This is a genomic window from Pseudomonas umsongensis (genome assembly GCF_002236105.1).
GTDB lineage: Bacteria > Pseudomonadota > Gammaproteobacteria > Pseudomonadales > Pseudomonadaceae > Aquipseudomonas > Aquipseudomonas umsongensis.
Window position 1 is genome coordinate 1,569,314 of record NZ_NIWU01000001.1, and the last position, 22,127, is coordinate 1,591,440.

General features: G+C 61.8%; 16 protein-coding genes. All 16 read right to left on the reverse strand.

The features are described from left to right. Positions 1-6: 6 nt before the first annotated feature. Positions 7-1,593, reverse strand: a complete 1,587-nt coding sequence (gene tssA, locus PSUM_RS06920) for a type VI secretion system protein TssA (RefSeq protein ID WP_033040821.1) — start codon at positions 1,591-1,593, stop codon at positions 7-9. After that, entirely contained in the window at positions 1,590-4,955 is a 3,366-nt protein-coding gene (locus PSUM_RS06925) for an ImcF-related family protein (protein WP_231989917.1), read from the reverse strand. The genes tssA and PSUM_RS06925 overlap by 4 nt, the downstream gene beginning before the upstream one ends. Continuing rightward, complete coding sequence (locus PSUM_RS06930; protein WP_033041670.1) at positions 4,942-6,114, reverse strand: hypothetical protein; 1,173 nt, start codon at positions 6,112-6,114, stop codon at positions 4,942-4,944. The genes PSUM_RS06925 and PSUM_RS06930 overlap by 14 nt, the downstream gene beginning before the upstream one ends. A gap of 115 nt (positions 6,115-6,229) precedes the next feature. Continuing rightward, complete coding sequence (gene tli1a / locus PSUM_RS06935) at positions 6,230-6,802, reverse strand: Tli1a family immunity protein (protein WP_083349260.1); 573 nt, start codon at positions 6,800-6,802, stop codon at positions 6,230-6,232. Then, positions 6,789-6,953 carry a hypothetical protein gene (locus tag PSUM_RS31710; protein WP_156703878.1) on the reverse strand — a complete coding sequence of 55 codons (165 nt, stop codon included), beginning with the start codon at positions 6,951-6,953 and terminating at the stop codon, positions 6,789-6,791. Before PSUM_RS31710 ends, tli1a (PSUM_RS06935) begins: the two co-directional genes overlap by 14 nt. Continuing rightward, on the reverse strand, positions 6,941-7,435 hold the full coding sequence (gene tli1a, locus PSUM_RS06940; RefSeq protein ID WP_083349261.1) for a Tli1a family immunity protein: 495 nt from the start codon (positions 7,433-7,435) through the stop codon (positions 6,941-6,943). Before tli1a (PSUM_RS06940) ends, PSUM_RS31710 begins: the two co-directional genes overlap by 13 nt. Further along, positions 7,422-9,728, reverse strand: coding sequence for a T6SS phospholipase effector Tle1-like catalytic domain-containing protein (locus PSUM_RS06945; protein ID WP_083349262.1), 2,307 nt, complete (start codon positions 9,726-9,728; stop codon positions 7,422-7,424). Before PSUM_RS06945 ends, tli1a (PSUM_RS06940) begins: the two co-directional genes overlap by 14 nt. Beyond that, positions 9,716-10,201 carry a Tli1a family immunity protein gene (gene tli1a, locus PSUM_RS06950; protein ID WP_033042187.1) on the reverse strand — a complete coding sequence of 162 codons (486 nt, stop codon included), beginning with the start codon at positions 10,199-10,201 and terminating at the stop codon, positions 9,716-9,718. Before tli1a (PSUM_RS06950) ends, PSUM_RS06945 begins: the two co-directional genes overlap by 13 nt. A gap of 71 nt (positions 10,202-10,272) precedes the next feature. Further along, the gene (tla1, locus tag PSUM_RS06955; RefSeq protein ID WP_033042182.1) at positions 10,273-11,043 is read right to left on the reverse strand and encodes a toxin Tle1 chaperone Tla1; all 771 of its coding nucleotides are present in this window, start codon (positions 11,041-11,043) and stop codon (positions 10,273-10,275) included. Then, positions 11,040-13,442 carry a type VI secretion system Vgr family protein gene (locus tag PSUM_RS06960; protein WP_083349263.1) on the reverse strand — a complete coding sequence of 801 codons (2,403 nt, stop codon included), beginning with the start codon at positions 13,440-13,442 and terminating at the stop codon, positions 11,040-11,042. The genes tla1 and PSUM_RS06960 overlap by 4 nt, the downstream gene beginning before the upstream one ends. 2 nt (positions 13,443-13,444) lie before the next feature. Beyond that, complete coding sequence (tssH, locus tag PSUM_RS06965; RefSeq protein WP_083349264.1) at positions 13,445-16,108, reverse strand: type VI secretion system ATPase TssH; 2,664 nt, start codon at positions 16,106-16,108, stop codon at positions 13,445-13,447. 138 nt (positions 16,109-16,246) lie between these two features. Next, positions 16,247-16,738: an Hcp family type VI secretion system effector gene (locus PSUM_RS06970; protein WP_020798295.1), complete on the reverse strand. Its 492-nt coding sequence runs from the start codon at positions 16,736-16,738 to the stop codon at positions 16,247-16,249. A 34-nt stretch (positions 16,739-16,772) separates the two neighbouring features. Then, positions 16,773-18,503: an OmpA family protein gene (locus PSUM_RS06975; protein WP_083349265.1), complete on the reverse strand. Its 1,731-nt coding sequence runs from the start codon at positions 18,501-18,503 to the stop codon at positions 16,773-16,775. Between the two features lies 1 nt (position 18,504). Further along, a complete protein-coding gene (gene tssL / locus PSUM_RS06980; RefSeq protein WP_083349266.1) occupies positions 18,505-19,185 on the reverse strand; it encodes a type VI secretion system protein TssL, short form in 681 nt (226 codons plus the stop codon). Beyond that, a complete protein-coding gene (tssK, locus tag PSUM_RS06985; RefSeq protein WP_083349267.1) occupies positions 19,182-20,537 on the reverse strand; it encodes a type VI secretion system baseplate subunit TssK in 1,356 nt (451 codons plus the stop codon). The genes tssL and tssK overlap by 4 nt, the downstream gene beginning before the upstream one ends. After that, positions 20,534-22,096 (reverse strand): type VI secretion system contractile sheath large subunit, encoded by a 1,563-nt coding sequence (tssC, locus tag PSUM_RS06990; protein WP_083349268.1) that lies wholly within the window; start codon positions 22,094-22,096, stop codon positions 20,534-20,536. The genes tssK and tssC overlap by 4 nt, the downstream gene beginning before the upstream one ends. Between the last annotated feature and the right edge of the window lie 31 nt (positions 22,097-22,127).

Genomic DNA, 22,127 nt, shown 5'->3' on the forward strand with positions numbered 1-22,127 from the left:
TGAGGTTTAGCCACAGAGCACTGCGGCACGTACCGGGTCGACTGCCACCAGCGCTGCCAGCAGCGCCTCCATGCGCCGGGTCAGGCTGGGCTTGTCCGCGTCATTGCGTTGAACCTTCAGGCGCAACAGCTTGAGCAGGCGCGCCTTGACCTCGAAACTCAGCTCCGTTTCCCATTCGGCCAACCCATGACGTTGTCCACTGGCATCCAGTTCGCCGAGCAGGTGAATGGCCAGTTCGCTCTTGCCGTATTGCTCGGCCACCCGCGCCATCAACAGGCGCAACAACCAGCGTTGGCGGCCGGTATGGATGCCCGGACGCGCGGCCAGCCAGGCCAATGAGTGCTCGACGCCATCGCTGTCGGCCTGGGCCAGCGCTTCGCCTTCCAATGACAGGATCCCGGGGTCCTCGCCGGTTGCGGCAACGGTCGGCGCCGGTAGCCATTGCTGAGGCCGATTGCCACAGACGTGCTGGCTGATCCACTCGCGTGTCACCTCGTCCGCCAAGGGCGAGCCATCGTTCCAGCACAACGCCTCCAGCCCCGGCAAGCGCTCGAGGAACATGCCCAGGTCGCGCTTGGCAATGTCGGCCCAGCTGTCCTGTGGCGCGGGTTGTTTGATCAGTGCCTGGTACAGGTACCACTGCAAATCCAGCCAGAAATGGTTCACACCCTCGGCGTAGATCCGCTCCACCAGATCCAACAGTTCATTGAAGCTCTGTTGCAGGTGCAGGCGCTTGAGTTGTGCGCGGTATTCGCCACGGGGGGGTGCCAGGCGCGTCTTGCCACTGGCGTCCTGCAGTGGTGCTGCATGCACGGTATCCCAGCGCAGGCTTTTCATCAGGCGATGAGCCGCCAACCAACCCTGGGATTGTTCGCGCAAATAACCTGCCAACGCTCGACCGCTGTCCAGCAAATCGCGCCCGGATCTGATGACCGTCGCGTCGGGGGCAGCCGCTCGCGCGTTCGTCTCGTGGCTGGCGCTGTTCTGCGGTACCAGCGCGTCGACCCCGCCCGATTGCGCCAGCCGCGCAGACAACGCGGCATATAGCGCGCCGAGGTCGGGACGCTGATCCTGGGGCCAGGCGGCCAACTCACGCTCCAGCCAGGCCAGCGCCGCAACCGTGCGCTCGGCTTCGTCCCTGACCACCTCGGGGTAGCGCGACAGAGTATCGAGCACCTTGCTGCTCGCCAGCCACTCCAGCGCCATTTTCCGGCTGTGGGGACGCGCGGGCAGCACCAGGGCGGCATAGCGTTCCAGCAATGCGGCCAACAGGTTCAGGCCGTCGGCCAAGCCTGCTTCGCCATCCCTGTGCAAGCGTGCCCATATGTAATACGTGACTACCCGCAGATCCTTGGACGATCCGGCAAGCAGCGTCTGCGCCAGGTGAATGACCTGTTCGATATCGGCCCCGGACAGTTTGTTGACCTCCTCACGCATGCGTTGGAAGTCATCGTCGCAGGCCGGGTCTTCGCCTACGGGCAAGTCCGCGTTGATGGGCTGCAACCAGGATTGCCAGTGCGCTGCCTGCGCTCGGGCAAGGCCCAAGGCATCGCGCGCTCCCAGGCAACGTTCGATCAATCGCTCCAGGCTCATTCAAACCTCCCGTTCATTGCATAGGGCACAGCTTTCTCGTCCTTGCCGAGAAAAATCTGCGTCGGCAACTTAAAGCCACGCAACTTCAGCAACGCCAACGGCCCCGCCCCCAGTTCGGTGCGTAAATACCAGGTCAGGCCAATCCCATCCGGCGCCTTGAGCACCACACGAAAACGGCTGTCGCCGTCGTCCAGCGGCGTGACCTGGGCTTGTTCCAGCAGGCGGATCAGGCCCCAGGTGCCCGCGTAGTCGCCGAACAGCCGTTCGTTGGCCTGCACGCTGGTCCAGGTCAGGCTCGCGCCGGGGTATTGGCTGCGACCGGGCCAGTTGAAGCGCTGCCAGCTTTCCTTCTGGTTGAAGTACTCGTGTTTCTCGCCGTTGAGGGTGAAGGTGGTTTGCACCACGTCGCGCACCGGTTTGCCTTGCAACTCGAAGCTCAGGCCCATGCCTCCGTCGGTAAACAGCACGTCGGCCAGGTGGCTGAGCTGGTTGATCGCCGTGAGAAACTGCGGATTGAAACGCAGGCCCTGGCTGTGCTGGGCGTCGGCCACCCAGCGGCTGCCCTCCTTGCGCAGCAAGCCGCCCAGTTCGCGCTGCAGGAATTGCTCAAGGCGGCCGGAGTCGGCGCGGATCATCTGCCCGAGCATCGGCAGCGAGGCGTCGCTGGCGGTGACCGCGAAGGGGTAGCGCCCGGTGAACGCTTCGTGCCATTCGCTGACGATCGCCCGTTGCCACTGGCGGTTGAGGCTGCTGGCCGAGGGTTGCAGGACCCGCTGCCAGGCCTGCTCCAGTGGCTGCACGAACAGGGTCTGGCCGATACCGCCCCACTCCGCCCCGAGGCTGGCGGCGAGCTGGCTGCCGTAGGCGCGGGTGTCGGTGAGGTCGATGCTTTTGCCCTGGAACACCGTCTGCGCCAGGGTCTGGGTCATGTCCTGCGGGTCGGCGGCGTGGTTCACCTGTTGCAGGGTCAGGCGGGTGCGCGTGACCTGGTTGAGGAAGGCTTGCAGGCTCAGGCGCTCGTTATCGCTCTGGCCTTCGGGGGTCTTGCCGAGCAGGGCCAGCAGCGGACCGAAGGTGGCGTCCAAGGGGCCTTTGGGCCCCTGCTGCGCCTGCTCGATCAACGGCGCCGGCGCCTGGGCGATCAGCTTTTGTGCCGAGTTGATCAGCGAGTCGGCCAACGCCTGGCTGCGGGTGCCGGCCTGGCCCTGGTAGGCCAGGGTGTTCATCAGCGCGATCAGCGGCGACTGGCGCACGTCGCTCATCAGGGTCAACTGGTCGACCACCTCGCCCAGGCTGTTGGCCGGCTGCCAGCGCAGGCGATTGAGGAACTTCAGCCAGGCGCTGGCGTAGTCCTGGAAGTAGCGCCGGGTCAGGCGTTCGCGCAGCATGTCCGGGGTCAACTCGGCGGCGATGTCGCCCGGCCGGTCGCTGAGCACCCAGTCGATTTCCTCACGCCGCGCCTCGGCGACGGCCTCGATCGCCGGGCGCACCTGGCCCTCCCAGGCCTGGCGGGTAAACACCCCCGGCACGCTGGCCGGGCTGACGATCAACGCTCGCGCCTCGGTGTCGCCGACCATCTGCGCCAGATTTAACGCCGGGTAATGATTGGCCGAGGCGTCGAGCACCTGGCGGTACAGACTGGCTTCGGCATTGCGCTGACCCAACTGGCCGAGCAGCAGCTGGCGCACCTGGGCCACCAGCTGAGGGTCGGCTGCGATCCCCCACTGCGGATGCGCCGCCAGCTGCTCGCCATAGAACTGCCAGAGCAGCGGCGACAGACCGTGCCACAGCCCCGGCGAAACCCCGTCGGCGCTCGGTTCGAGCGAGCCCATCACTTTGACCAGAAAACTCGCATCGGCTTTTTCCGGCCGCGCCAGCATCAGGTAAGCCTTGAGTTGTTCGTAGGCCTGGGGCGCGCGCTTGAGGCGTTCGGGGCTGTCGGCGGGCAACTTGATCAGGGCAGTGAGTTGTTGTTGCAGGCTGGCCATGGCCGGGTCGCGCAGCAGGCGCTGGTTGGCCTCGACGTAGGCGGGCCAGAGCAGTTGCAGGAGTTCTGTGTTCTTGTTCAGGCCGAAGCGCTGGTACCAAGGCGTGCCGTGGGTGGCGCGGTAATCCAGGCGGCCGAGTTCGCGGGTCAGTTCGTTGAGGGCGAGGAATTGTTCGTCGCGGGTGGCTGAGTGTTGCAAGGTCGCCAGGGAGGTTTGCACCTGGGCGATGTGTACGCGGTTGCTGACGAAGGACAGCAGCAGGCCGGCGCCCCAGGCCAGAGTCAGGGCGAGCATCAGGGTTTGCGCGATGCGGGTCGCGGGCCAGCCGAGGCGACGCGGGCGCGATTTTTGATCGCCGAGCACGCCGTGCCACACCGGCGCTACCGACCAGAAATGATCGCGGTCATGGGGATCCGCCGCCACCGCCGGTAATGGCAGACTGAACCACAGCCCGTGCAACGGCACGCCCCCGGCAAACTCACCGAGCAACGGTGCCAGCGCCTGCCGCCAGCGGGGAATGCCCTCGACTTGCAAATCACGGGACAGGCGCAGCAAAAAGTCATGCGGTATCTGTCCGCGCATCTGCTCCAGACCCTCCTGACGCAAGGGCTCGAGCAATTGATTCAGGCGGCTCTCCAACTCCACCGCGGTGAAGTCGGCGGGCAACGCGCAACCCACCGCCTGCGTCTGACGTGTGCGCTGCTCCCAAACAGTGTCGCAGACCTGCCACAGGTGCAACGGCAACTGCCAATGCAGGGTCCGGGCCAGATCGCGCAGGCGCCGCAGGCTGTCGCCCAGTGTTGCGGCGTCGGTGGATTGTGGCTTATTCAACGCCCAGACCACGCCATCGAGGGCGCGCCAGCGGCTCAAGCCCTGCCATTGGCTGAACAGGGTTGGCGACTGTACGCTGCCACCATGGAGCAGCACGGTGTCCTGCCCATGCAGGAACTGTCGGGTGGTCAGTCCGGGGGCGATGGCCTCGATCTGTTCGGGTTCGCCGACGACCAGGAGCAGGCGGACTTTGAAGCGCCAGAAAGGGCCATAGTGCTTGCGCAATTCTGCGAGTGCCTTTGCGCACTCGTCTGGTGGACTAGTCTCGGTATTCGGCAAGGGCAGCAGAGGCTGACTGCCCATCACCAGCTTGTGAATCCCTTTCTTCAGGACCAACCAGATCGAGACTGCCAGGCTAAAAAGCAGTGCCCAGCACATCAGTCCTTTGAGCAGCAGATCCACCCACATGGCTTGGCTGACCGGGCCGCGCCCTGTCCAAATCCACCAGGCCACGCCACCCACCGTGACCACTACAGCCACGATCAGCGCCAGCAACAGCGCCGTCGGCCAGGAAGATATTCTTGGAGCTTCAACTATCTGCATGATCGGATTCCACAATGCCCAGGGCCAGGGTGTGTTGAGGGTCATTCGCCAACCAGGCACACGGCACGCCATGCTGCTCGGCATACCAGGCAGCCAGGGTCTGCACGATCATTGCCTCAAGGTTTTGCAGCGCGCCAAAGTTGGCGTCTTGCAGGTGTTGGCGGGTGTTCCAATCCAGGACAGACAGCGGCGGCATGTCGGGTTGAGAGAACGACACGCATACCGGCGCGGAAGACTTCAGCTCGCTTTGTTGCGACACTCGCTCGGCTACCGACGCCAAGCTCTCGGCATCAGCCGCGAACCATTCCCCGCGAGACAAGCGCACCCGACCTCGCGGACCGAGCCACCACAACACGGCAGCCTCGCCCGCGGGCATGTGACTCTGTGCCTCGGGCGGCGAAGAGTGGCAACCGGCACAAAGAATGCGGAGATCCCAGGGTGCCCCGTGCAGCCGATCAATGATCGCGTCAAGGCTCTGCATGCCTTGCCAAGGCTCGGGTTGTTCGGGCAACTGGATTTGCGGACAGCACTGCCTCATCTGTTCGACAAAGGCTTGCCAGGCGTCCAGTGAACCTTGCCAGTAACAACACACTGGCTGCACCACGTCGGGTTCCGTACGCTGCTCGTTCCATTGCAGGGCCAGCAACGTCGCCAGATGCCGTTCGCGCTCGGCGACATCGCGTCCAAGTACCTGGAGCAGTCGAATCGCCGGGCCCTCGGGCGTCTCCTCTGGCACTGGGGGTTGATGCTCAGGACTGAACAGGCTTTGACGGTGTTCGGGGGAACTGCAGGCGGCGCCCAACAGCACCGATTCGATCAACCCGACCTTCTGGCGATGGTGGGTCCACCAGGTGTGCTGAACCCGCGTGGCTGCATTGGCATGATATCGCGCGATATGCCAGTTGAAACGGTAGTACAACACGCGCAACAGCAGTGCCAGCAACCACAACACTGCCACGCCAATCATCACACCCCAGACGGTGAAAACGTCCAGCAAAAATCGCAAAATACTCCAGTTACTACTTCCATCTTCGACCGACTCCAACAGATCGGCGCCTACAAACACCAAACCCAACAGTGCTGCCCCGTTAACCAGCCATCGCTTGTAGTTGGGTCGTTGCGCCTGGGGATAGGGGGTATACTCGGGAGCCACTTTCATGAGGCCACCCACGTGTCGGCGCACTGCAACTGACGCAGCAGTGACGATCCTTGATTAGTGCATTGTTTGGTCAACTGACTGGCTGCAGTGCAGCCCATTCGCCCTTCGGCGTATTTCACTTCGGACATGACTGTGGCTCCGGTAAATGCAACGGGGTCTTGATCGGGTATTCGGGGCTGCCGTAGGCGTAGCAGGAGGTGGTGACTTGCAGTTCTTCGCAGGGCAGGAAGTGCACGGTGAGGCCGCAGACTTTTTGGCCGGTGTAGTCAGGGACTGGTACGACTTTGCTGTGTTGGCGTTTTTGTGAGTCAATTCTGTCGAGCCAGGCGTAATATTTGTCCCTATCAGCAAAGCCGGGGAAACCTGCTGAACTTCCTTCTCCAGTCTCCCAATCAACACGCACTGTCATCCCCGGTTGCCAGCGTGCCGGCGCAATGAAGCAACAGCTGCCCCCTCCACCTTGATAAGGACCGATGATGTCGATGCCGGAGCGGCCATCGACACTGAAATGGTTGATTGCCCAGTGAGTGTGATTGATGGCTTCGAGAGTGCTGGCCTGAGCGCCTTGAACAAGTAGGCTGCCAACCAGAATGGCGACGACAACGGCCCGTTCGCGCCATGGGCTGGCTTTGAGCTCGGGCCTGCGGTCCTGTACCACGCCTCGAAACAAAGGTTCACGCCGATGCATTTTTCACCTCATCAGCCTGGGCATGGAACGCTTCCCACAGCGCTTCGATGTCTGGCATGGCCTGGGCCAGGTGCTCAGCGTCCAGCACCACGAGGACCTCGACCGGAAACGCTGGCAGGTACCAAAGCGAAGCGTGTTTCACTTCGGACATGACTGTGGCTCCGGCAATTGCAGTGGGGTCTTGATCGGGTATTCGGGGCTGCCGTAGGGTACGACTTTACTGTGCTGGCGTTTTTGCGCCTCGACTTTACCGACCCAAGCCAAGTACTTCGGCCTATCAGCAAAACCGGGAAATTCATCAGCGAGTTCACTCACCCCGCTGGCTCCCGTCTCCCAATCCACACGCACCGTCATCCCCTGTTGCCAACGTGCCGGCGCGACATAACAGCACCCGCCCCCGCCCCCTTGGTAAGGTCCAATAATGTCGATCCCCGAACGGCCATCGACACTGAAATGATTGATTGCCCAGTGGGTGTGATTGATGGCTTGGAGAGTGCCGGCCAGTGCGTCTTGTACAAGTAGGCTGCCAACCAGAATGCCGACGACAACGGTTCCTTCGCGCCATGGGCTGGCTTTGAGTTCGCGCCTGGGGGCCTGTGCCACGCCTCGAAAGAAAGGTTCAGGCCGATGCATTTTTCACCTCACCAGCCTGGGCATAGAACGCTTCCCACAACGCATCGATGTCTTGCATGGCCTGGGCCAGGTGCTCGGCGTCCAGCACCACGGGTTGCGCGGTGCCTGCAGGCCCGGCATTCGGGTTGGTGCGCGCCAGCACTTCACCGTTCTCGCCATACAACGCCAGGTCGCGACGGCCGGCCTCGCCGAAAAACACCATGCGTTCGCCGAAGTAACTGCCGAACCACTCACGTCCCTGTTTGTACATAAACCAGGCACGGGAGTCGTGGACCTGATCGTCGAACAGCGCGCGTAACAACCCTTCGGGTTGTGTGGCGTTGCGGCTTTCGTCGACATTGCCGCGCCGGGTTTCATTTTGATGATTGATTTCGCGCAACGGCGGCGGGAATAGCTGACCCACACGCGCCTGTCCCTGGGCTTTCATCCGCTGACGCTCGAGCTGCACCCGGGTGGAGAGCTGATGAGCAATCAAGCCGGGAATGGGCATCTTTAGTGCGACCCACATCACCAAAGGATCCGTAAGGCTGAGGACGCGATAATGGGCAGCAAATTCTTCGGCCGCTTCGCGCAACTGGGTTCGCGCCATGTCGGCATCGAAATCCTTGACCCCAGGCTCCAGCGGCATGTTCGGTTCGCGGATGAGAAACTCGCGAGCCCGCTGCTGCTTGCGCCGTTTTACGACCTCTGCCTGATTCAGGTCGCGCTTTTCTTCGGCGCGCACTTTGACCCCTTCATCTGCTTCAAGGTCGCTCGCCTGAAGATAGAATGGGGTGTGCTTGAGGCTGGTGAAGGCATAGCGGTCGATGCGCCAGGCGGTGATCCAGCTCATCTGATTACGCAGGACCTGTTCCAGGTAAGTGGTGGCGGGTAGTGGCCGGTAGTGCTCGATCTGTTCGGCGGACAGCGATTGTTGTACGGGAGGCTGGTCCAGAGTTAGCTGACGCCATGCGTTGAAACGGGTAACAAGAGTTGGTGCAACACGAAACTCCTCCAATATCGCAAATTCCATAGCCCGCCAGACTTCATGGCGCAATTCGACTGGCAACGTTTCTTTCGGCACTTTCAAAGGAGCGCCGTGGGCGAAGGCGTCGGCATATAAATCCTGCAAAGCGATTTGCGACAGCAGTAAACCGTCATTCTCGCCAATAGCCTTACCCTGATCGCCCGGCGGATAACCACCACCCTGATCCGAGTGCACGCCCGGATAAATCACCTCCAGACTATTTACCGGGTAACCACCCTTCTCACGGCGAATGGACTCCAACGGAAAACTCAACCGTTGCTCGTGACTGGCAACGATGTGCAGGCAACGCTTGACCAGACTGCTGGCGGGCAGTTCCTGGTTGCCATCGGCCCAACTCATATGGCCGTTGGCCCCTGGGACGATGTCGGCCAGACCGACCGAGGCCACGGTGTCCAGCAGTCCCAGGTACTCGACGCTGACGGGCAACCGCAGGTCAGACAATGGCAAGGCCAGCGCCGGCTCAGTCAGGGTCAACAGCTGGTTCAGCCAACTGACAAAGGCCCGCGCCGCCGCCGCGCCACGGGAAAACCCATACACGTACAGCTTGATCCCCAACAGTTTGACCTGACCGGGTTGCGGTTGGGTCAGGGCAATGCGCAAGGGCTTTTCCAGGGCTTCGAACTGTTTGCGAAACTCACGGCTGCGGGCGGCGAAGCCGGTTGCCCATTCCAGTCCGGGCGCCGTGCCCATGGCCTTGACCGCTTTGAGCAGGGCCGTGTTGTCCAGCCGTGGCAGCCGCAGTGTGCGTCGCACGGCATCGAGGATCATCAACAGGCCCCAGTTGATCCGTTCCTCGCCATACCAGGCTCCCCCCAGTCCCAGAATGCTGTAGTCGAGGTCGCCGACTTCGGTAAACGGCGTGCCCACACCGGGCATGTAGTACTTGAAGTACTGGCCGTTGCCAGTGCCCGCCGCATCGGTCAAACCCTTGGCTTCGTGACTGTGGGCGGTGCCGCCGGCATGACCGTCGCCAATGCTGGCGCGGAACATCCGGGCGATATTGGTCGGGTGCCGGGGATTCGACAGGTAGAGGTCATTGTTGAGGTTATTGCCAGTGCCATCGAAAAACAGGCTGATGTGCAAGGTCTTGCAGCACGGCGGCATCAGCCGGCGCCCGGCCACCACGCAAAGGGCATCGTGATACTGCGACTCCAGCTGACACTGGCGCTGATTATTTTGATAGACCTGCTCGACGCTACGAGGCAAACGACCCTCGGCCGGAAACGCTGGCGGGTACCAAAGAGGAGCGTGTTTCACTTCGGACATGACTGGGGCTCCGGCAATTGCAGTGGGGTCTTGATCGGGTATTCAGGGCTGCCATATGCGTAGCAGGAGGTGCTGACCTGCAGCTCATTGCAGGGCAAAAAATGGACGGTGAGACCGCAGACTTTTTGGTCGGTATAGTCAGAGACTGGTACGACTTTGCTGTGCTGACGTTTTTGAGCTCTGATTTGCTCCGCCCATGCCTCGTATTTGACTTCATCCGCAAAGCCGGGAAATCCATCGGGATAAGCCACCCCAGTCTCCCAATCCACACGCACCGTCATCCCCTGTTGCCAACGTGCCGGCGCGACATAACAGCACCCGCCCCCGCCACCTTGGTAAGGTCCGATAATGTCGATCCCCGAACGGCCATCGACACTGAAATGATTGATGGCCCAGTGTGTGTGGTTGATGGCCTCAAGGGTGCCGGCCTGGCTGTTCTGCGCGAATACGGAGGCAGTCAGATCGATGAACATGGCAACGATGACGTTGTTCACTGCGGGTGTAGGCATGAAATTCGACTCCTGTCTTTGCGGGGGCGAGGCACTCAGGCGATGCGCAACTTGTCGAGGGTGAAAGCTTCGCGTTCGGGCATCAGCAGCAATCCAGCCAGGGTGGCTTCGAGCATGGCGCCGTAGCAGGCTTGAAAGTGCTGTTCGGCGCTCCGCTCGCCAGGCAGTGCATGACGCAGGTTGTTCATGGCCAACGTGGCATCACTGGCACAACCGAGGGTGTCTACCTGACTGTCGCTGAGCTCGATGGGACTCAACATTGCGACGCTTTCGGGCGTATCGGGAGCCCCTGGAAAGTGCTGGGGAATGCCATCGCGATCGAGCCAGCTCCAGAACACCGCGGGACGCAGCCACGGCTGTTGCTGATCAGCTTGCAACACATGGCTGAACAGCAACGGGAACAGACGCGGATCGTAATAGCGCAGCAACCCTGGATAGCCGCCATTGCGTGCCTCAAGGCAGCGCCCCAGGTGCTCGGCCAAGGCCTGGAAAGGCCAGTGGGAAGCCAGCGCCAGTAGTTGTGAGCGACCTTGCAACTCATGCATCAAGCCCTTGAGCCATTGCCGCTGCAGCGGCTGCGCCAGGTCAACGCGCACCAGCAACGGCGCCAGTTCTTCGGCACCGGCTTCCGGCAGCCCGGTGAACAACGAGTACCAGGTCAGTGATGGCTGCACACTGACTACACTTGGAAGCAGTGGGGCATTGCTGCCTGCCTGGTCGATGATGATGTCCAGGCAGGTGATAGACGCCTTCACGCAGGAGGCCTCCAGCAAATCGATCCAGGTACCGCGTTGAGTGATCGTCATGCTCGCGTCTCCCTGAGTACAAAGCCCTGGGCAGCGGCCCGGGCTCTTTTCAGGCAGTCCTTGCACACTGAGCCGGGCAGTTCAGGCAAAGGAATGGCTTCGCTGGCGGGCAGGTTGAACTCGTGACGCGCCGCCTTGGCCTTGTGGTCCCCGGTCGTCCCCGATTCGATGCCGCTCGCATCGAGGATGTAGTAGCTTCCGCCGCCATTGAGGGTGATTTTCTTTTTTGCCGTGATGCGGACTTCGTCTTCGGTGCTGGTAATCGACAGTTCGTGGCGGGCCAGCAGCTCGAGTTGGTCGTTCTGCGCCTGCACGGAGACCGGGCCCTGATTGGCGATCAGTTTGATCCCCAGCTTGCGCACGAATACGCTCAGACCCTGGCCGATGCCGAAGAACAGACGCTTGACCACACTGAGGTTGGCGTCGCCGCCGGCGTTGAGCATCAAGTTGTCCTGCGCGGCCAGCTGCAGGTGTTGGCCACTGGTCAAGGCGATGCCTTGGGGCGCACTGAGCAGGATCACCTGGGCCTGGAGTGCTTCGATTTGCTCGCGCTGCATTGACAGTTGCGCCTGCACATCGGCGGGTTCGGCGAGGGCTGCCTGCGCTTCGCTGGACAGGCCTTGCAACTGCTCGACGGCCTGTTGCAAGCGGCCCAGCGCGGCTTGCATGTCCAGTACCTGACCCTGGGCGTTCGGTTGCTCATCGGCACTGATGAACACACCCTTACCGCCACGGATGGCGCCATGGCCATCCGTCCTCAGCTCAAACCCCTCCCCGCGCTTCTGCTTCTTCGCATCCACCAGATGCCCCAGGTTCAGCTGACTCTTGCCGCCATATTCGGTGCTGAGCTTGACGTGCTCCTGTCCTCGCAGGTCTTCCATGCGCAACTTGTTGTTCGCCGGTGTACGCAGCACATTGCGGGTGTGGTCGCGCCTGCGCAGGGTCACGTGGTCCGGGTGTTCGCTGTCGTGCAGGGCGTGGGCGATGTAGGGGCGGTCCGGGTCGCCCTGTTCGAAAGCCACCGCCACTTCGGTGCCGGCGAGCATTGGCAGGTGCAGGCCGTGGGTGTCGCCGCCGTAAGGCCGGGCCAGGCGCAGCCAGGTGCTTTCCTGGCCGGGTTTCCAGGTGTCGCGGTCGAACAGGAAGCGCACGCGGTAGCGGCCTTCGAGGTCGATTTCGGCGTAGCGGTCGTTGCGCTCGGGGCTGCTCAGCCGGGCTGGCAGGGTGCCGGCGATGATCGGTTTGGGCGGGACCTTTGGGCGGAAGCAGACCATCTCGGCGTAGGGAATGGCTTCGAAATGCACTTCGATGTTGCGGTCGCGGGCGGCACGGGTGCGCAGGCCGGTGATCACCGCGCCAGGGGCAAAGGCCTGGGGCGCGCCGGCGATTTTCAGCACCTGGCCTGGCGCCAGGGTGGCGCTGCTGCTGGCGCCGCTGAGATGGGTCTGGCTGTTGAGGTAGCGCTCGTGGCGCAGGCGCGCGTAGAAAAAGCCGCTTTCGCTTAGCAGGTCTTCGTCTTGGTCCAGTTTGTCACCGAGCACGCGATAGGGTTCGGCGTAGTGGTAGGCCTCGCCGTAGGTGCTGGTCGTGGTCCCGCGGGTCTGGTCGACCTCGCCATCGAGAAAGGCGCGGGCATCAAGGGGGTGATAGGCGCGAAAGTTGATGGATTTTTCCACCACCTGGTGGCGGGTCTGCAAACCCCACACGCCGTCCTCACCGCTGGCGAAACCGGCCGGTGAGCGCAGTGGCAATTTCACGCCAAACTGGTAGTGGCGCTGGTCATCGTGGAACTCGACGACGTCGATCCGCAGGCGGTCGTCATGCGTGAAGCGGTACCAGATGCCGACCTCGGCCAGCAGCCGCTCGATGAACGCAAGGTCGCTTTCGCCGTACTGCATGACCTGTTCGCGCCGGGGGTATTCGCGCACCAGCTGGAACAGGAAATGCTGGCCGAGGAAATCGTGGCGGCTGCGCAGGATGTGCTCGACGATCTCCGGCACCGACTGCTGCTGGTACAGGCGGTACTGACGGCCACGATCGAGCAGGGCAAGGCGCGGTTGCAGGGTGATTTCATAGCGCGCTTCGTCGCGGGAGGCGGACAGGCGCTGGAAGCTATTGACCATCCCATACAGGCTGCGCAACGGCTTGACCTCGGGCACTGGCAGGCCAGGGTAAGGAGGCTTTGCCGGCGGCGGATAGAGGCTGAAACTGGCGTCCTTGTTGAGCATCTTCTCGGCGCTGAGGTCTTGCTCGCTGCAGGTGAATTCGATGCGGTAAGTGAAGGGTTGGCTGAGGTGTTCTTCGCCTTCGAAGGCGAGGACATCGAACGCGGCGTCGAACCAGCGGATCGCGAATTTGTGACGGGTGTGGTTGAAGAAGATGCGCGTTTGGGTGCTCATGGTCAGGCCTCCTTGGCGACGCTTGGCATCGCTTCCTGGGAATCGATAAACCGCAGCGTGATGCCTTCATCGTCGCTGTAACCCAAGGTCACTCCCCGGGTTTGCTGATGGGCCGCCTGCCGCTGCAAAAGCTGCAGGCTAAGCACTGGCAAAATCTGCTGATTGAGCAAGCTGTCGATGTTGCGCGCGCCGGTATCGGGCAGCAGGCAGGCGGCGACCAGGGCTTGGTTGAGCGCGTTTTCGATCTGGCAGCTGAGGCCGTAGTGGCGTTGCAGGCGCTGGGCGACCTTGGCAAGTTTTTGCGCGACGATGCGTTCCAATGCTTCGACTTGCAGAGGGCGGTAGATCAGGGTCTGGAAGCGCGCGAGCAATGCCGGCTGGAAGTGCTCGCGCAACAGTGGCCGCAGCAACTCCTGCAGGGTGCTGTCAGGTGCTTCAGGATATTGCTGCACGCAGGCTTGCAGTTCATCGCTGCCAAGGTTGGAAGTCATGAGGATGACGGTGTTGCGAAAGTCGATTTCGCGCCCTTCACCATCACGCATGAAACCGCGATCGAAGACCTGGTAGAACAGGTTGAGCACGTCGCGGTGAGCTTTCTCCACTTCGTCGAGCAATACCACGCTGTAGGGGCGCCGGCGTACCGCTTCGGTGAGTACGCCACCTTGGCCGTAACCTACATAACCCGGTGGCGAGCCCTTGAGTTGGCTGACGGTATGGGCCTCCTGGTACTCGGAGAGGTTCAGGGTAATCAGCGACTGTTCGCCACCGAACAGACAGTCGGCCAGCGCCAGGGCGGTTTCTGTCTTGCCGACGCCGCTGGTGCCTACCAGCAGGAACACGCCCAAGGGAGCCTGCTCTTCGGTCAGGCCGGTCTTGGCCGCGCGCAGGCGCTGGGCCAGGGCGCCGAGAGCGTGATTCTGGCCGACGACGCGGTCACTCAATTGTTGCTCCAGTTCAAGCAGGCTGGCCTGTTCGTCCTTGAGCAGACTGCCCAGCGGCACGCCGGTCCAGTCAGCGATCACTTCGGCCACGCTGCGTGGGTTGACGTCCAGCGAGAGCAACGGCTGGCTGCCCTGCACCTTCGCAAGCTGCTGTTGCAGTCGAGTACAAAGCGAGATCTGCAGGGGGTCAGCCTGACGTGCATCAAGCAGTTGGCGGGTAAGGTCGAGTTCGTCGCGATACTGGCGCACCAGCGCAGTGCGCTGGTCTTGAAGGTCGACCCGTTGCGCATCAATCAGGTCAAGGCGCTCGTCAACGCTGCAATCGCCGAGTTGTGCATCCTCTACCAGTGCCTGCCGTTCAAGCTCCAGGGCCGCCTGCCCGGCCTTGAGTCTGACCAGTGCCTGGGGCTCGCAATCAAGGCTCATGCGCACTCGGGCACTGGCGGTGTCGAGCAGGTCGACGGCCTTGTCGGGCAGTTGTCGACCGGTCAGGTAACGCCGCGAAAGCGCGACCGCGGCCTGTACCGCCGCATCCTGAATGTGCACGCCATGATGGCTGGCGTAACGCGCCTTCAAGCCACGCAGCATGAGACAGGCATCGTGGTCATCCGGCTCGTCGACCTTGACCTTCTGGAAGCGTCGTTCCAGGGCGGCATCGCGCTCAAAGTACTGCTTGTATTCGCTCCAGGTAGTGGCGGCAATAGTGCGCAATTCGCCCCGGGCGAGTGCGGGCTTGAGCAGGTTCGCCGCGTCGGCACCGCCCGCCTGGTTGCCGGCGCCGATCAGGGTATGGGCTTCATCGATGAACAAAAGCACTGGGTTTGCCGATTGCTGCACGGCATCGATGACGTTTTTCAGGCGCTGCTCGAACTCACCCTTGACCCCGGCACCCGCTTGCAGCAACCCCAGGTCGAGAGTGCGTACGCTGACCGGTTTGAGGCTGTCCGGAACGTTGCCCTCGACGATGCGCAGCGCCAAACCTTCGACCAGTGCGGTCTTGCCGACGCCGGGCTCGCCAACCAACAGCGGATTGTTCTTGCGCCGACGACTGAGGATATCGATGACCTGGCGGATCTCATCGTCACGGCCGAACACCGGATCGATCTGCCCTTCCCGGGCCTTTGCGGTGACGTCCTGGGTGAACCTGTCCAGCACGGCCTGCAAGGCATCGTGGTTGCCGGAAGCGGATGAAGGCGTCGCCAGCCCATCAATCGAGACCGGTGCCTGATCAATGGCAGCCTCTTGCTGCACTTGGGGGCGCTCTTCGGAATGTTGATCGAGCAGCACGAACAAATGCTGCAGTTGGGTTTCGCTGATGCTGAACAGTGGCCAGGCTGCGTCACAAGCCAGCAGCTCGGGTGACTCCAGCAACGCGCCGAGCAAGTGGGCCGAGCGCAGCTGTTCCTGGCTGTCCAGCGATGCGCGCAGCCAGGCGCTCCTGATCAATTGCTGCAATTTGCCACACAGCTGCGGCTTGCCGTGCACGCTACGCTGTAGTGTGTCCAGGTGTTCAAGCAGTCCGCGCCAGAGCGCGTCCAGATCCCATTCGTAGCGACGGGCAATGAGCGTCAGGTCGCCCTCGCCCTGTTCGAATAATTTAAGCAACCAGTGCTCGATACTGATGTAGCCATGGGCGCGACTTTGGCACAGGGTCGCCGCCGCGCTCAGCGCCTGGGCACAGTAGGGATTGAGACGGCGAAGCAAGCGGGAGGCATTCTGTACCATGGGGGTACGTCCTTGTTTTGAGTGTGCGGTTGGTCATCGACGAGCCCGAAACTCGATGGGGCTGGCTGAGCGCCCGCGTTCGGACGCTCAACTCGGAAAATCGAACCCGCAGGCATGAGTACCTGCGAGCTCAGTGGGCTAAGCGCCCTGACGCTCGTCCCAGGCATCGGAGTGACTGAAGTTGCCCTCGGCGAACTTCCAGGTGATCTTCTCGTAACGCAACTGGACGTCTTCCAGGTGATTGTGTTTTTCCTTTGTCGGGTCCTTGATGTCGTGCATTTTCGTCACGACGCTCACGACCTTTACGTTTTCAAGCAGAACGGTGTAGTAAACGACCTCTTGGCCCGCGTCATCGATGCGATACCACTTGAACTCGGCGCTCTTGAACGTCTGTCCTTGGGACGCGCCCTTGAGCAAGTAGACGCTGGCAGCATCGATTTCCTTGGTGAACCTGAACGGCGTGTGGATCCGTGTGCCTGTCAGCTTGCCGGTGTTGTTGTCAGTGGGAATGGTCAAGCCATGATCCTGGGCCAGCACCTCGATGCTGCCCTGACGCCCTATCACATCGACCGAACCCTTGATGTCCGCATCGCCATCATTTTTCAGCCACAGGTAAACGGGAATTGCCATGTGAAGCTCCTTCTCTAAGAACATGAATGCCGCGTTAGGCGACAGGGGGTTGCAAGTCTGATCCCGCAGCAGGGAACACGCAGGCTCCCGGCTCCGGCACAAGACGAATATCGACACGGCGGTTAGCGCTTCGCCCGGCCTCGGTGTCATTGCTGGCGATGGGCTGGCTCGCACCGAAACCCTGAACCGCAAAGCAACTTCCAGGGATGCCGCCCATGTGCTGCATCCAGTCGTGCACGGCAGCAGCTCGGGCGCGGGACAACTGCAGGTTTTGTTCGGTGCTGCCGGTGGCATCGGTATGACCGCTGATCACGATGAGCCAGCCAGGCTGGGCCTTGATGTCGACCAGGGCGTTGACCAGGATCTTCGTCGAGCCGGCTTTGAGCTGGGCGCTGCCCGTGTTGAACAGCGACAGGCTGTCCAGGCGCACCGGCGTTGAATTGCCCGCAAGTCTTGGCGCCAACAAAGGATGACGGTGACCGGCAATCGTCGACTGCAGCCGGATGCGCAAGCGCTCGCCTCGATAAAGGCCGAGTCCCAGCGACAGGGGAGCGCCGTGTCGGTAGTAACTGTCCAGGCGCAGGGCATCCTCGCGCAGCACCGTCAGCGCCTGCTCGCGCAGGATGTATTCAGGCCGTTCAGGTTGCCCAGTCACCGGGAGGGCGTTGTAACGACGCAAGTCGTCACTGACCTGGCGGACCAACAGGGTGTTCTGCCAGGCCGAGCTGGCCAACGCTGTTATCCCGGCAACGGCGAACAACCACCAGGCGATGACGCTCGCACGCTGCAAGAGAGCGCGTTGAGCCTGCATGGGAAGCAGCGCCAGCAAGGGATCGGGGAAAGGCATGGATATGCACTGCCCTGGCTCAGCTTGCCTGGCGTCAAGCAGTGCAACCTTGTTGCGCAGCCATTGTTGCCATAAGTTGCCCGTGACTGATTGCGCGAGCAGCGGTACGAAGGTGACAGCACAAACCTTCGGCAGACCGTCAGGATCGCGGGCATCGCGGGGCGACAAGTGAGGCAATACCGTGTGATCGAGCCATGCCACGACACTGTTCAGCTTTACGCTGGCGTGCATGCGGGCAGCGCGCGTTGCACTGTCTGAAGGGTGACTTTGCCAGTCGGCCAGGCTGGTGCAGGCTCCGGCCTCGCGTACCCTGGGGCTATCCTCTGCGTCCTCCCAACTGAACCAGACAGCCTCTGCGGTCGGGGCTTGCAAGTAAGTCGCCAACAGTAGCGGCAGCGCAATGTCGCCCTTTCGGACGATACCTAGCTGATAACGCAAAGCACGCACCCGTGCAGCCAGTACGGCGCTGTCGTCCTGCTCGGCCGGGTTGACGATGAACATGACGCTGAGCTGCCTACTCCATTCCGGGCGCAGTGTCATCAGGCCGGCGGTGAGCGTAGGCAGTTGCTCAAGCTCGGGTACCCGCACATAGCAACCCTGGTGGGTCGTGCGCAAGGCCAGTTGTTCCACGGGTGTCTCGCCGAACAACTCCACAAGACCATCGCCACAGACCAGCACCACTGGTTGGCGGTAGGCTGCCGGAGGCAACGATGTATTCTCGGCCAGGATCAATGATGCGCTCATTGACGTTGCACGGCGCCCCAGCCGGTTCCAGGCCACGACCATGACGCAGACGACGGCCAGAACAGCTGTTGCCCGCAGGCCCCAGGCCAATGGCACGACTATCAACAATGTCAATGACAGCGCGCCCGCCCACAACCAGAGACCGCGCATCTGGGCCAGGGTTATTGGCCTCATTTCAGGCCTCACCAGGCAAAACCGAGTTGAGGAGATTGGCCAACAGTTGGTCAAGCCCCCACCACAGACCGACGAAGAGCAGCCCTACAAGCAGACCATGGGCCAGCGGCGAATGTGGCCACAAGCGCATGCGCAGTCGCTGTCCGATCTTCACTGTTGTCGCCAGCGAACGGCTGATTCCCAAAGGGGCGACCTGCGCATGGAAGGCGCTCAACAACTGCTCGCGCACAGGGTCGCCGGCATCGCGGTAACGCCCCTGGAAGCCCAGCATCAACACCCGATGGAACACTGTCAGCACCAGTGGATCAGGCGCAGGATCACGCAAGACTTCGCGCATGTCTTCATACAGGAACTCGCCGGCCTGGTGGCGATTGAAGAACTTCGCTTGCAAGGGCTCTTTCGTCCAGGCATCGCGAGCCTGCGTTTCGACCCGGAGAACGGTTTCATCGAGCAAGGCGCACTGGGCATGGCTGATGTGATCGATGCTGCGCGGGTTCAGGCCGGCGAGCTGGAGCAACTGGCGAACATGCTCGACCTGCTTGACGCAAAGGTCCCACAGCGCCGTGCCAGCGAGCGTCGATGCCCCCTGGCGCAGTTCCACCACCAGCAGGTAGCTGTCCTGCAGCAAGGCGTCGATATCCACCGCCAGTGCGGTAGGTTTTCTTGAGGCTTTCAGGTTCATGTGCGCAACACCGCAAAGAGTTCAAGTTTGACCTCGGCCAGCGTGCTCGGGACGTAGAAGGCGCAGACCCCCGCAGCCAGCACCGCCTGGCCCTTGGCGTGGTCGAGATCCAGGTCGAAATACTGGTTTTCCAGCCTCAGTGGAATGGCTGCCGGGACATGGCTGAGCGGCTGCAACGGCACACCATCGAGCGCGGCGTTGATCAGCTGATCGACTTCATCCGGCGTGCCGATCTTGCACAAGCGCGGAAACTGCCTCTGCACCTGTGCTGCCGGCAAGCGGCAACGCACTGACAGATAGAAATCGGCACCTTCACGCTCACGCAGACGTGGATCATTGAGGCTGACCTTCCAGCGATTGGCGCCGTCCTCCGCAAGCTCCAGGGCAATGACACGCGAAGGCAGGCTGGCCTCCAGCAAGGTGGAAACCAGGCGCAACAGCGGTGGAAAGACGCTTTCCAGATGCTCATGCCGGTAAGGCGGGATCTGCTCGATGTCGTGTTCCAGGGAAAAGGTCAGCAGGCCTCCGGCCAACTTGGCCAGCTCCCGATAGACCAGCTCGGGATGCTGTGCCGGATGGGTCTTGAGATCCGCCAGAATCGGCTGATAGGTGTTCAAGGCATTGAGCAGCCAGAACAGCGACACATCGGCTACGGCAAAATCGGCCATGCGCTGGTTGCTTTCACGCCGCATGCCCATCAACCGTTGACGCTTGGCGGACAACTGGGTCAGCAGGTTATCCAGCTGAGCCAGCAATCCCGAATGAGCCGCGAACTCGAGCAGTGGTGGCACATAAGCGCTGTCGAGGCCCCATACACCCTGCCCGTCCGGCATCAAGCGCGCGATTGGGCAGGTCAGGTAATCGGCGTTGTCGTCGTGGGCAAAACGCAGGCTCAGCGCGTGTTCGAGCACGCCGATCTGTTGCGACTCGCCATCGTAGAAATCCTGCACATTGCGCCAGTCCTGCCGATAGCGCGTCGGTCGCTCGACCTTGGTGCTATCGAGCAAGCAGTTGTTGCCATTGGCCTGTTCCAGCGGCAAGGCCAAGAGCACCGTAGCGTCCTGAACTTCACCGGAAAGCAGGTGGGTCAATTCCAGAGCACAGGGCAAACGATCCACCAGATCGCTATCAACCAAGGTGCCATCAGGCATGCGCAGGCATAACTGCGTGGCCTTGAGCTTGCCCAGGCGCAGGGCCTCCGTATCAAACGCCACCGCCTGAACCCCCCAGGGGTGGACCAGAAACAAATGTGCCAGGCGATCGTTGGACCAGGCTTCCCAGCGTGCCTGTTGCTGGAACTGCTGGGGGCACAGCAGTGCCCCCGCAGACCATACGGGACGGTCGATTTTCAAGACCTGGATTCCCCGCGAACGGTATCAGCCTTGCGCTTGGGCATCTGCGATACCAGCGAAAGGTTGACGTCCATGCCCTCCACCTGGAAGTGCGGCACGGCGTACAGCTTGACGCGGAAGAAGCCCGGGTTGTCCTCGATGTCTTCCACGGTGACCTTGGCGTCACGCAGCGGGTGCGAGGCCTGCAGGTCGTCGCCCGGGTCGGTCATCTCGGTGACCAGCCCGCCAATCCACTTGTTCAGCTCCAGCTCCAGCAAGCGCCGGTCCTTGGTGGTGCCGATGTTCTCGCGCTGGATCAGCTTGAGGTAATGGGCAATGCGCGACAGCAGAAAAATGTAGGGCAGGCGCGAATTTATGCGGCTGTTGGCGGTCGCATCGGCGGTGTCGTACAGGGCCGCTTTCTGGGTCGAGTTGGCGGAGAAGAAGCACGCGTAGTCGCGGTTCTTGTAATACGACAGCGGGATGAAACCGAGGTCGGCGAATTCGAATTCGCGAGTCTCCGGGATCATGACTTCCGAAGGAATCTTTACCTGGTTGCCGGTGCCCAGATCGTAGAGGTGGATCGGCAGTTCGGTCACCGCGCCGCCCGACTGCGGCCCGCGGATCTGCACGCACCAGCCATTGGCAATCAAGCTTTTGACCATGTTGGCGGCAAAGGCGAACGAGGCGCTGGTCCACAGGTACTTGTCGTGGTCCGGGCCCTTGACGCTCTCGACGTAGTTGAAGCTGCGCACCGGAACGGTGTCCGGCCCATAAGGCAGGCGCCCCAGGACACGGGGCATGACCAGGCCGATGTAGCGGGCGTCGTCACTGTCGCGGAACGCCTTCCATTTCAGGTATTCGGCACGGTCAAAATAGTTGCCGATGTCCTTGATGGCGGCCACTTCTTCCATCGAGCGCTTGCCGAAGAAGGCCGGGCCAACCGTGCCAATGAAGGGCATGTGCGCGGCGGCCGCGACTTTGGAAATGTTGCGCAGCAGGGCGATATCCTGCGGCCTGCAATCGAACTCATAGTTGGAGATCGCGGCGGCAATGGGCTCCCCGCCGGGAGTGTCGTACTCCTGGGTGTAGGTATGCATGTACAGGCCGCTTTGCGCAATTTCCGGTGCATCGTCGAAATCCTGGACCAGATGCTCCTTACTGATATCGAGCAATTCAATGCGCACGTTCTGACGAAAATCGGTCTGGTCGACCAGCGACTTGACCCCACGCCAGGTTGACTCCACCCGCTGGAAATCGGGGTGGTGCATCACGGCATCGAGTTGCCGGCTGATTTGCGCATCCAGGGCTGCAATGTGTTCATCGAGCAGGACTTTATCCAGGCGTTCGAATTTCTGCGAAGACTGCCCCAGCAGTTTCAGAAATACACTGACAGCCGCCGTTACTCGCTCATCGGCGGACACTTCGGAGAGAGCCTCGGTATTTTGAAATACTTCGATACTACTCAGGGTTTCGACCGGACTGAGATTGATCTTGCCAAACAGTGCGCCATATACGCCTCTTTCTTCGGACAACACTGTAGCGTCGCGCGATTGCACGTTAGAACTTTCGATGGACATTAAGGTAACTTCCCTTTAAACGAACCGAAGT

What these genes read in the sequence shown, in the direction of transcription:
- tssH (WP_083349264.1), bottom strand. Translation starts at nt 16,108, where the DNA reads ATGGTACAGAATGCCTCCCGCTTGCTTCGCCGTCTCAATCCCTACTGT.
- tli1a (WP_033042187.1), bottom strand. Translation starts at nt 10,201, where the DNA reads ATGTTCATCGATCTGACTGCCTCCGTATTCGCGCAGAACAGCCAGGCC.
- tli1a (WP_083349260.1), bottom strand. Translation starts at nt 6,802, where the DNA reads ATGCATCGGCGTGAACCTTTGTTTCGAGGCGTGGTACAGGACCGCAGG.
- tssC (WP_083349268.1), bottom strand. Translation starts at nt 22,096, where the DNA reads ATGTCCATCGAAAGTTCTAACGTGCAATCGCGCGACGCTACAGTGTTG.
- PSUM_RS31710 (WP_156703878.1), bottom strand. Translation starts at nt 6,953, where the DNA reads ATGTCCGAAGTGAAACACGCTTCGCTTTGGTACCTGCCAGCGTTTCCG.
- PSUM_RS06945 (WP_083349262.1), bottom strand. Translation starts at nt 9,728, where the DNA reads ATGTCCGAAGTGAAACACGCTCCTCTTTGGTACCCGCCAGCGTTTCCG.
- tssA (WP_033040821.1), bottom strand. Translation starts at nt 1,593, where the DNA reads ATGAGCCTGGAGCGATTGATCGAACGTTGCCTGGGAGCGCGCGATGCC.
- PSUM_RS06930 (WP_033041670.1), bottom strand. Translation starts at nt 6,114, where the DNA reads ATGAAAGTGGCTCCCGAGTATACCCCCTATCCCCAGGCGCAACGACCC.
- PSUM_RS06925 (WP_231989917.1), bottom strand. Translation starts at nt 4,955, where the DNA reads ATGCAGATAGTTGAAGCTCCAAGAATATCTTCCTGGCCGACGGCGCTG.
- tla1 (WP_033042182.1), bottom strand. Translation starts at nt 11,043, where the DNA reads ATGACGATCACTCAACGCGGTACCTGGATCGATTTGCTGGAGGCCTCC.
- PSUM_RS06975 (WP_083349265.1), bottom strand. Translation starts at nt 18,503, where the DNA reads ATGAGGCCAATAACCCTGGCCCAGATGCGCGGTCTCTGGTTGTGGGCG.
- PSUM_RS06970 (WP_020798295.1), bottom strand. Translation starts at nt 16,738, where the DNA reads ATGGCAATTCCCGTTTACCTGTGGCTGAAAAATGATGGCGATGCGGAC.
- tli1a (WP_083349261.1), bottom strand. Translation starts at nt 7,435, where the DNA reads ATGCATCGGCCTGAACCTTTCTTTCGAGGCGTGGCACAGGCCCCCAGG.
- PSUM_RS06960 (WP_083349263.1), bottom strand. Translation starts at nt 13,442, where the DNA reads ATGAGCACCCAAACGCGCATCTTCTTCAACCACACCCGTCACAAATTC.
- tssL (WP_083349266.1), bottom strand. Translation starts at nt 19,185, where the DNA reads ATGAACCTGAAAGCCTCAAGAAAACCTACCGCACTGGCGGTGGATATC.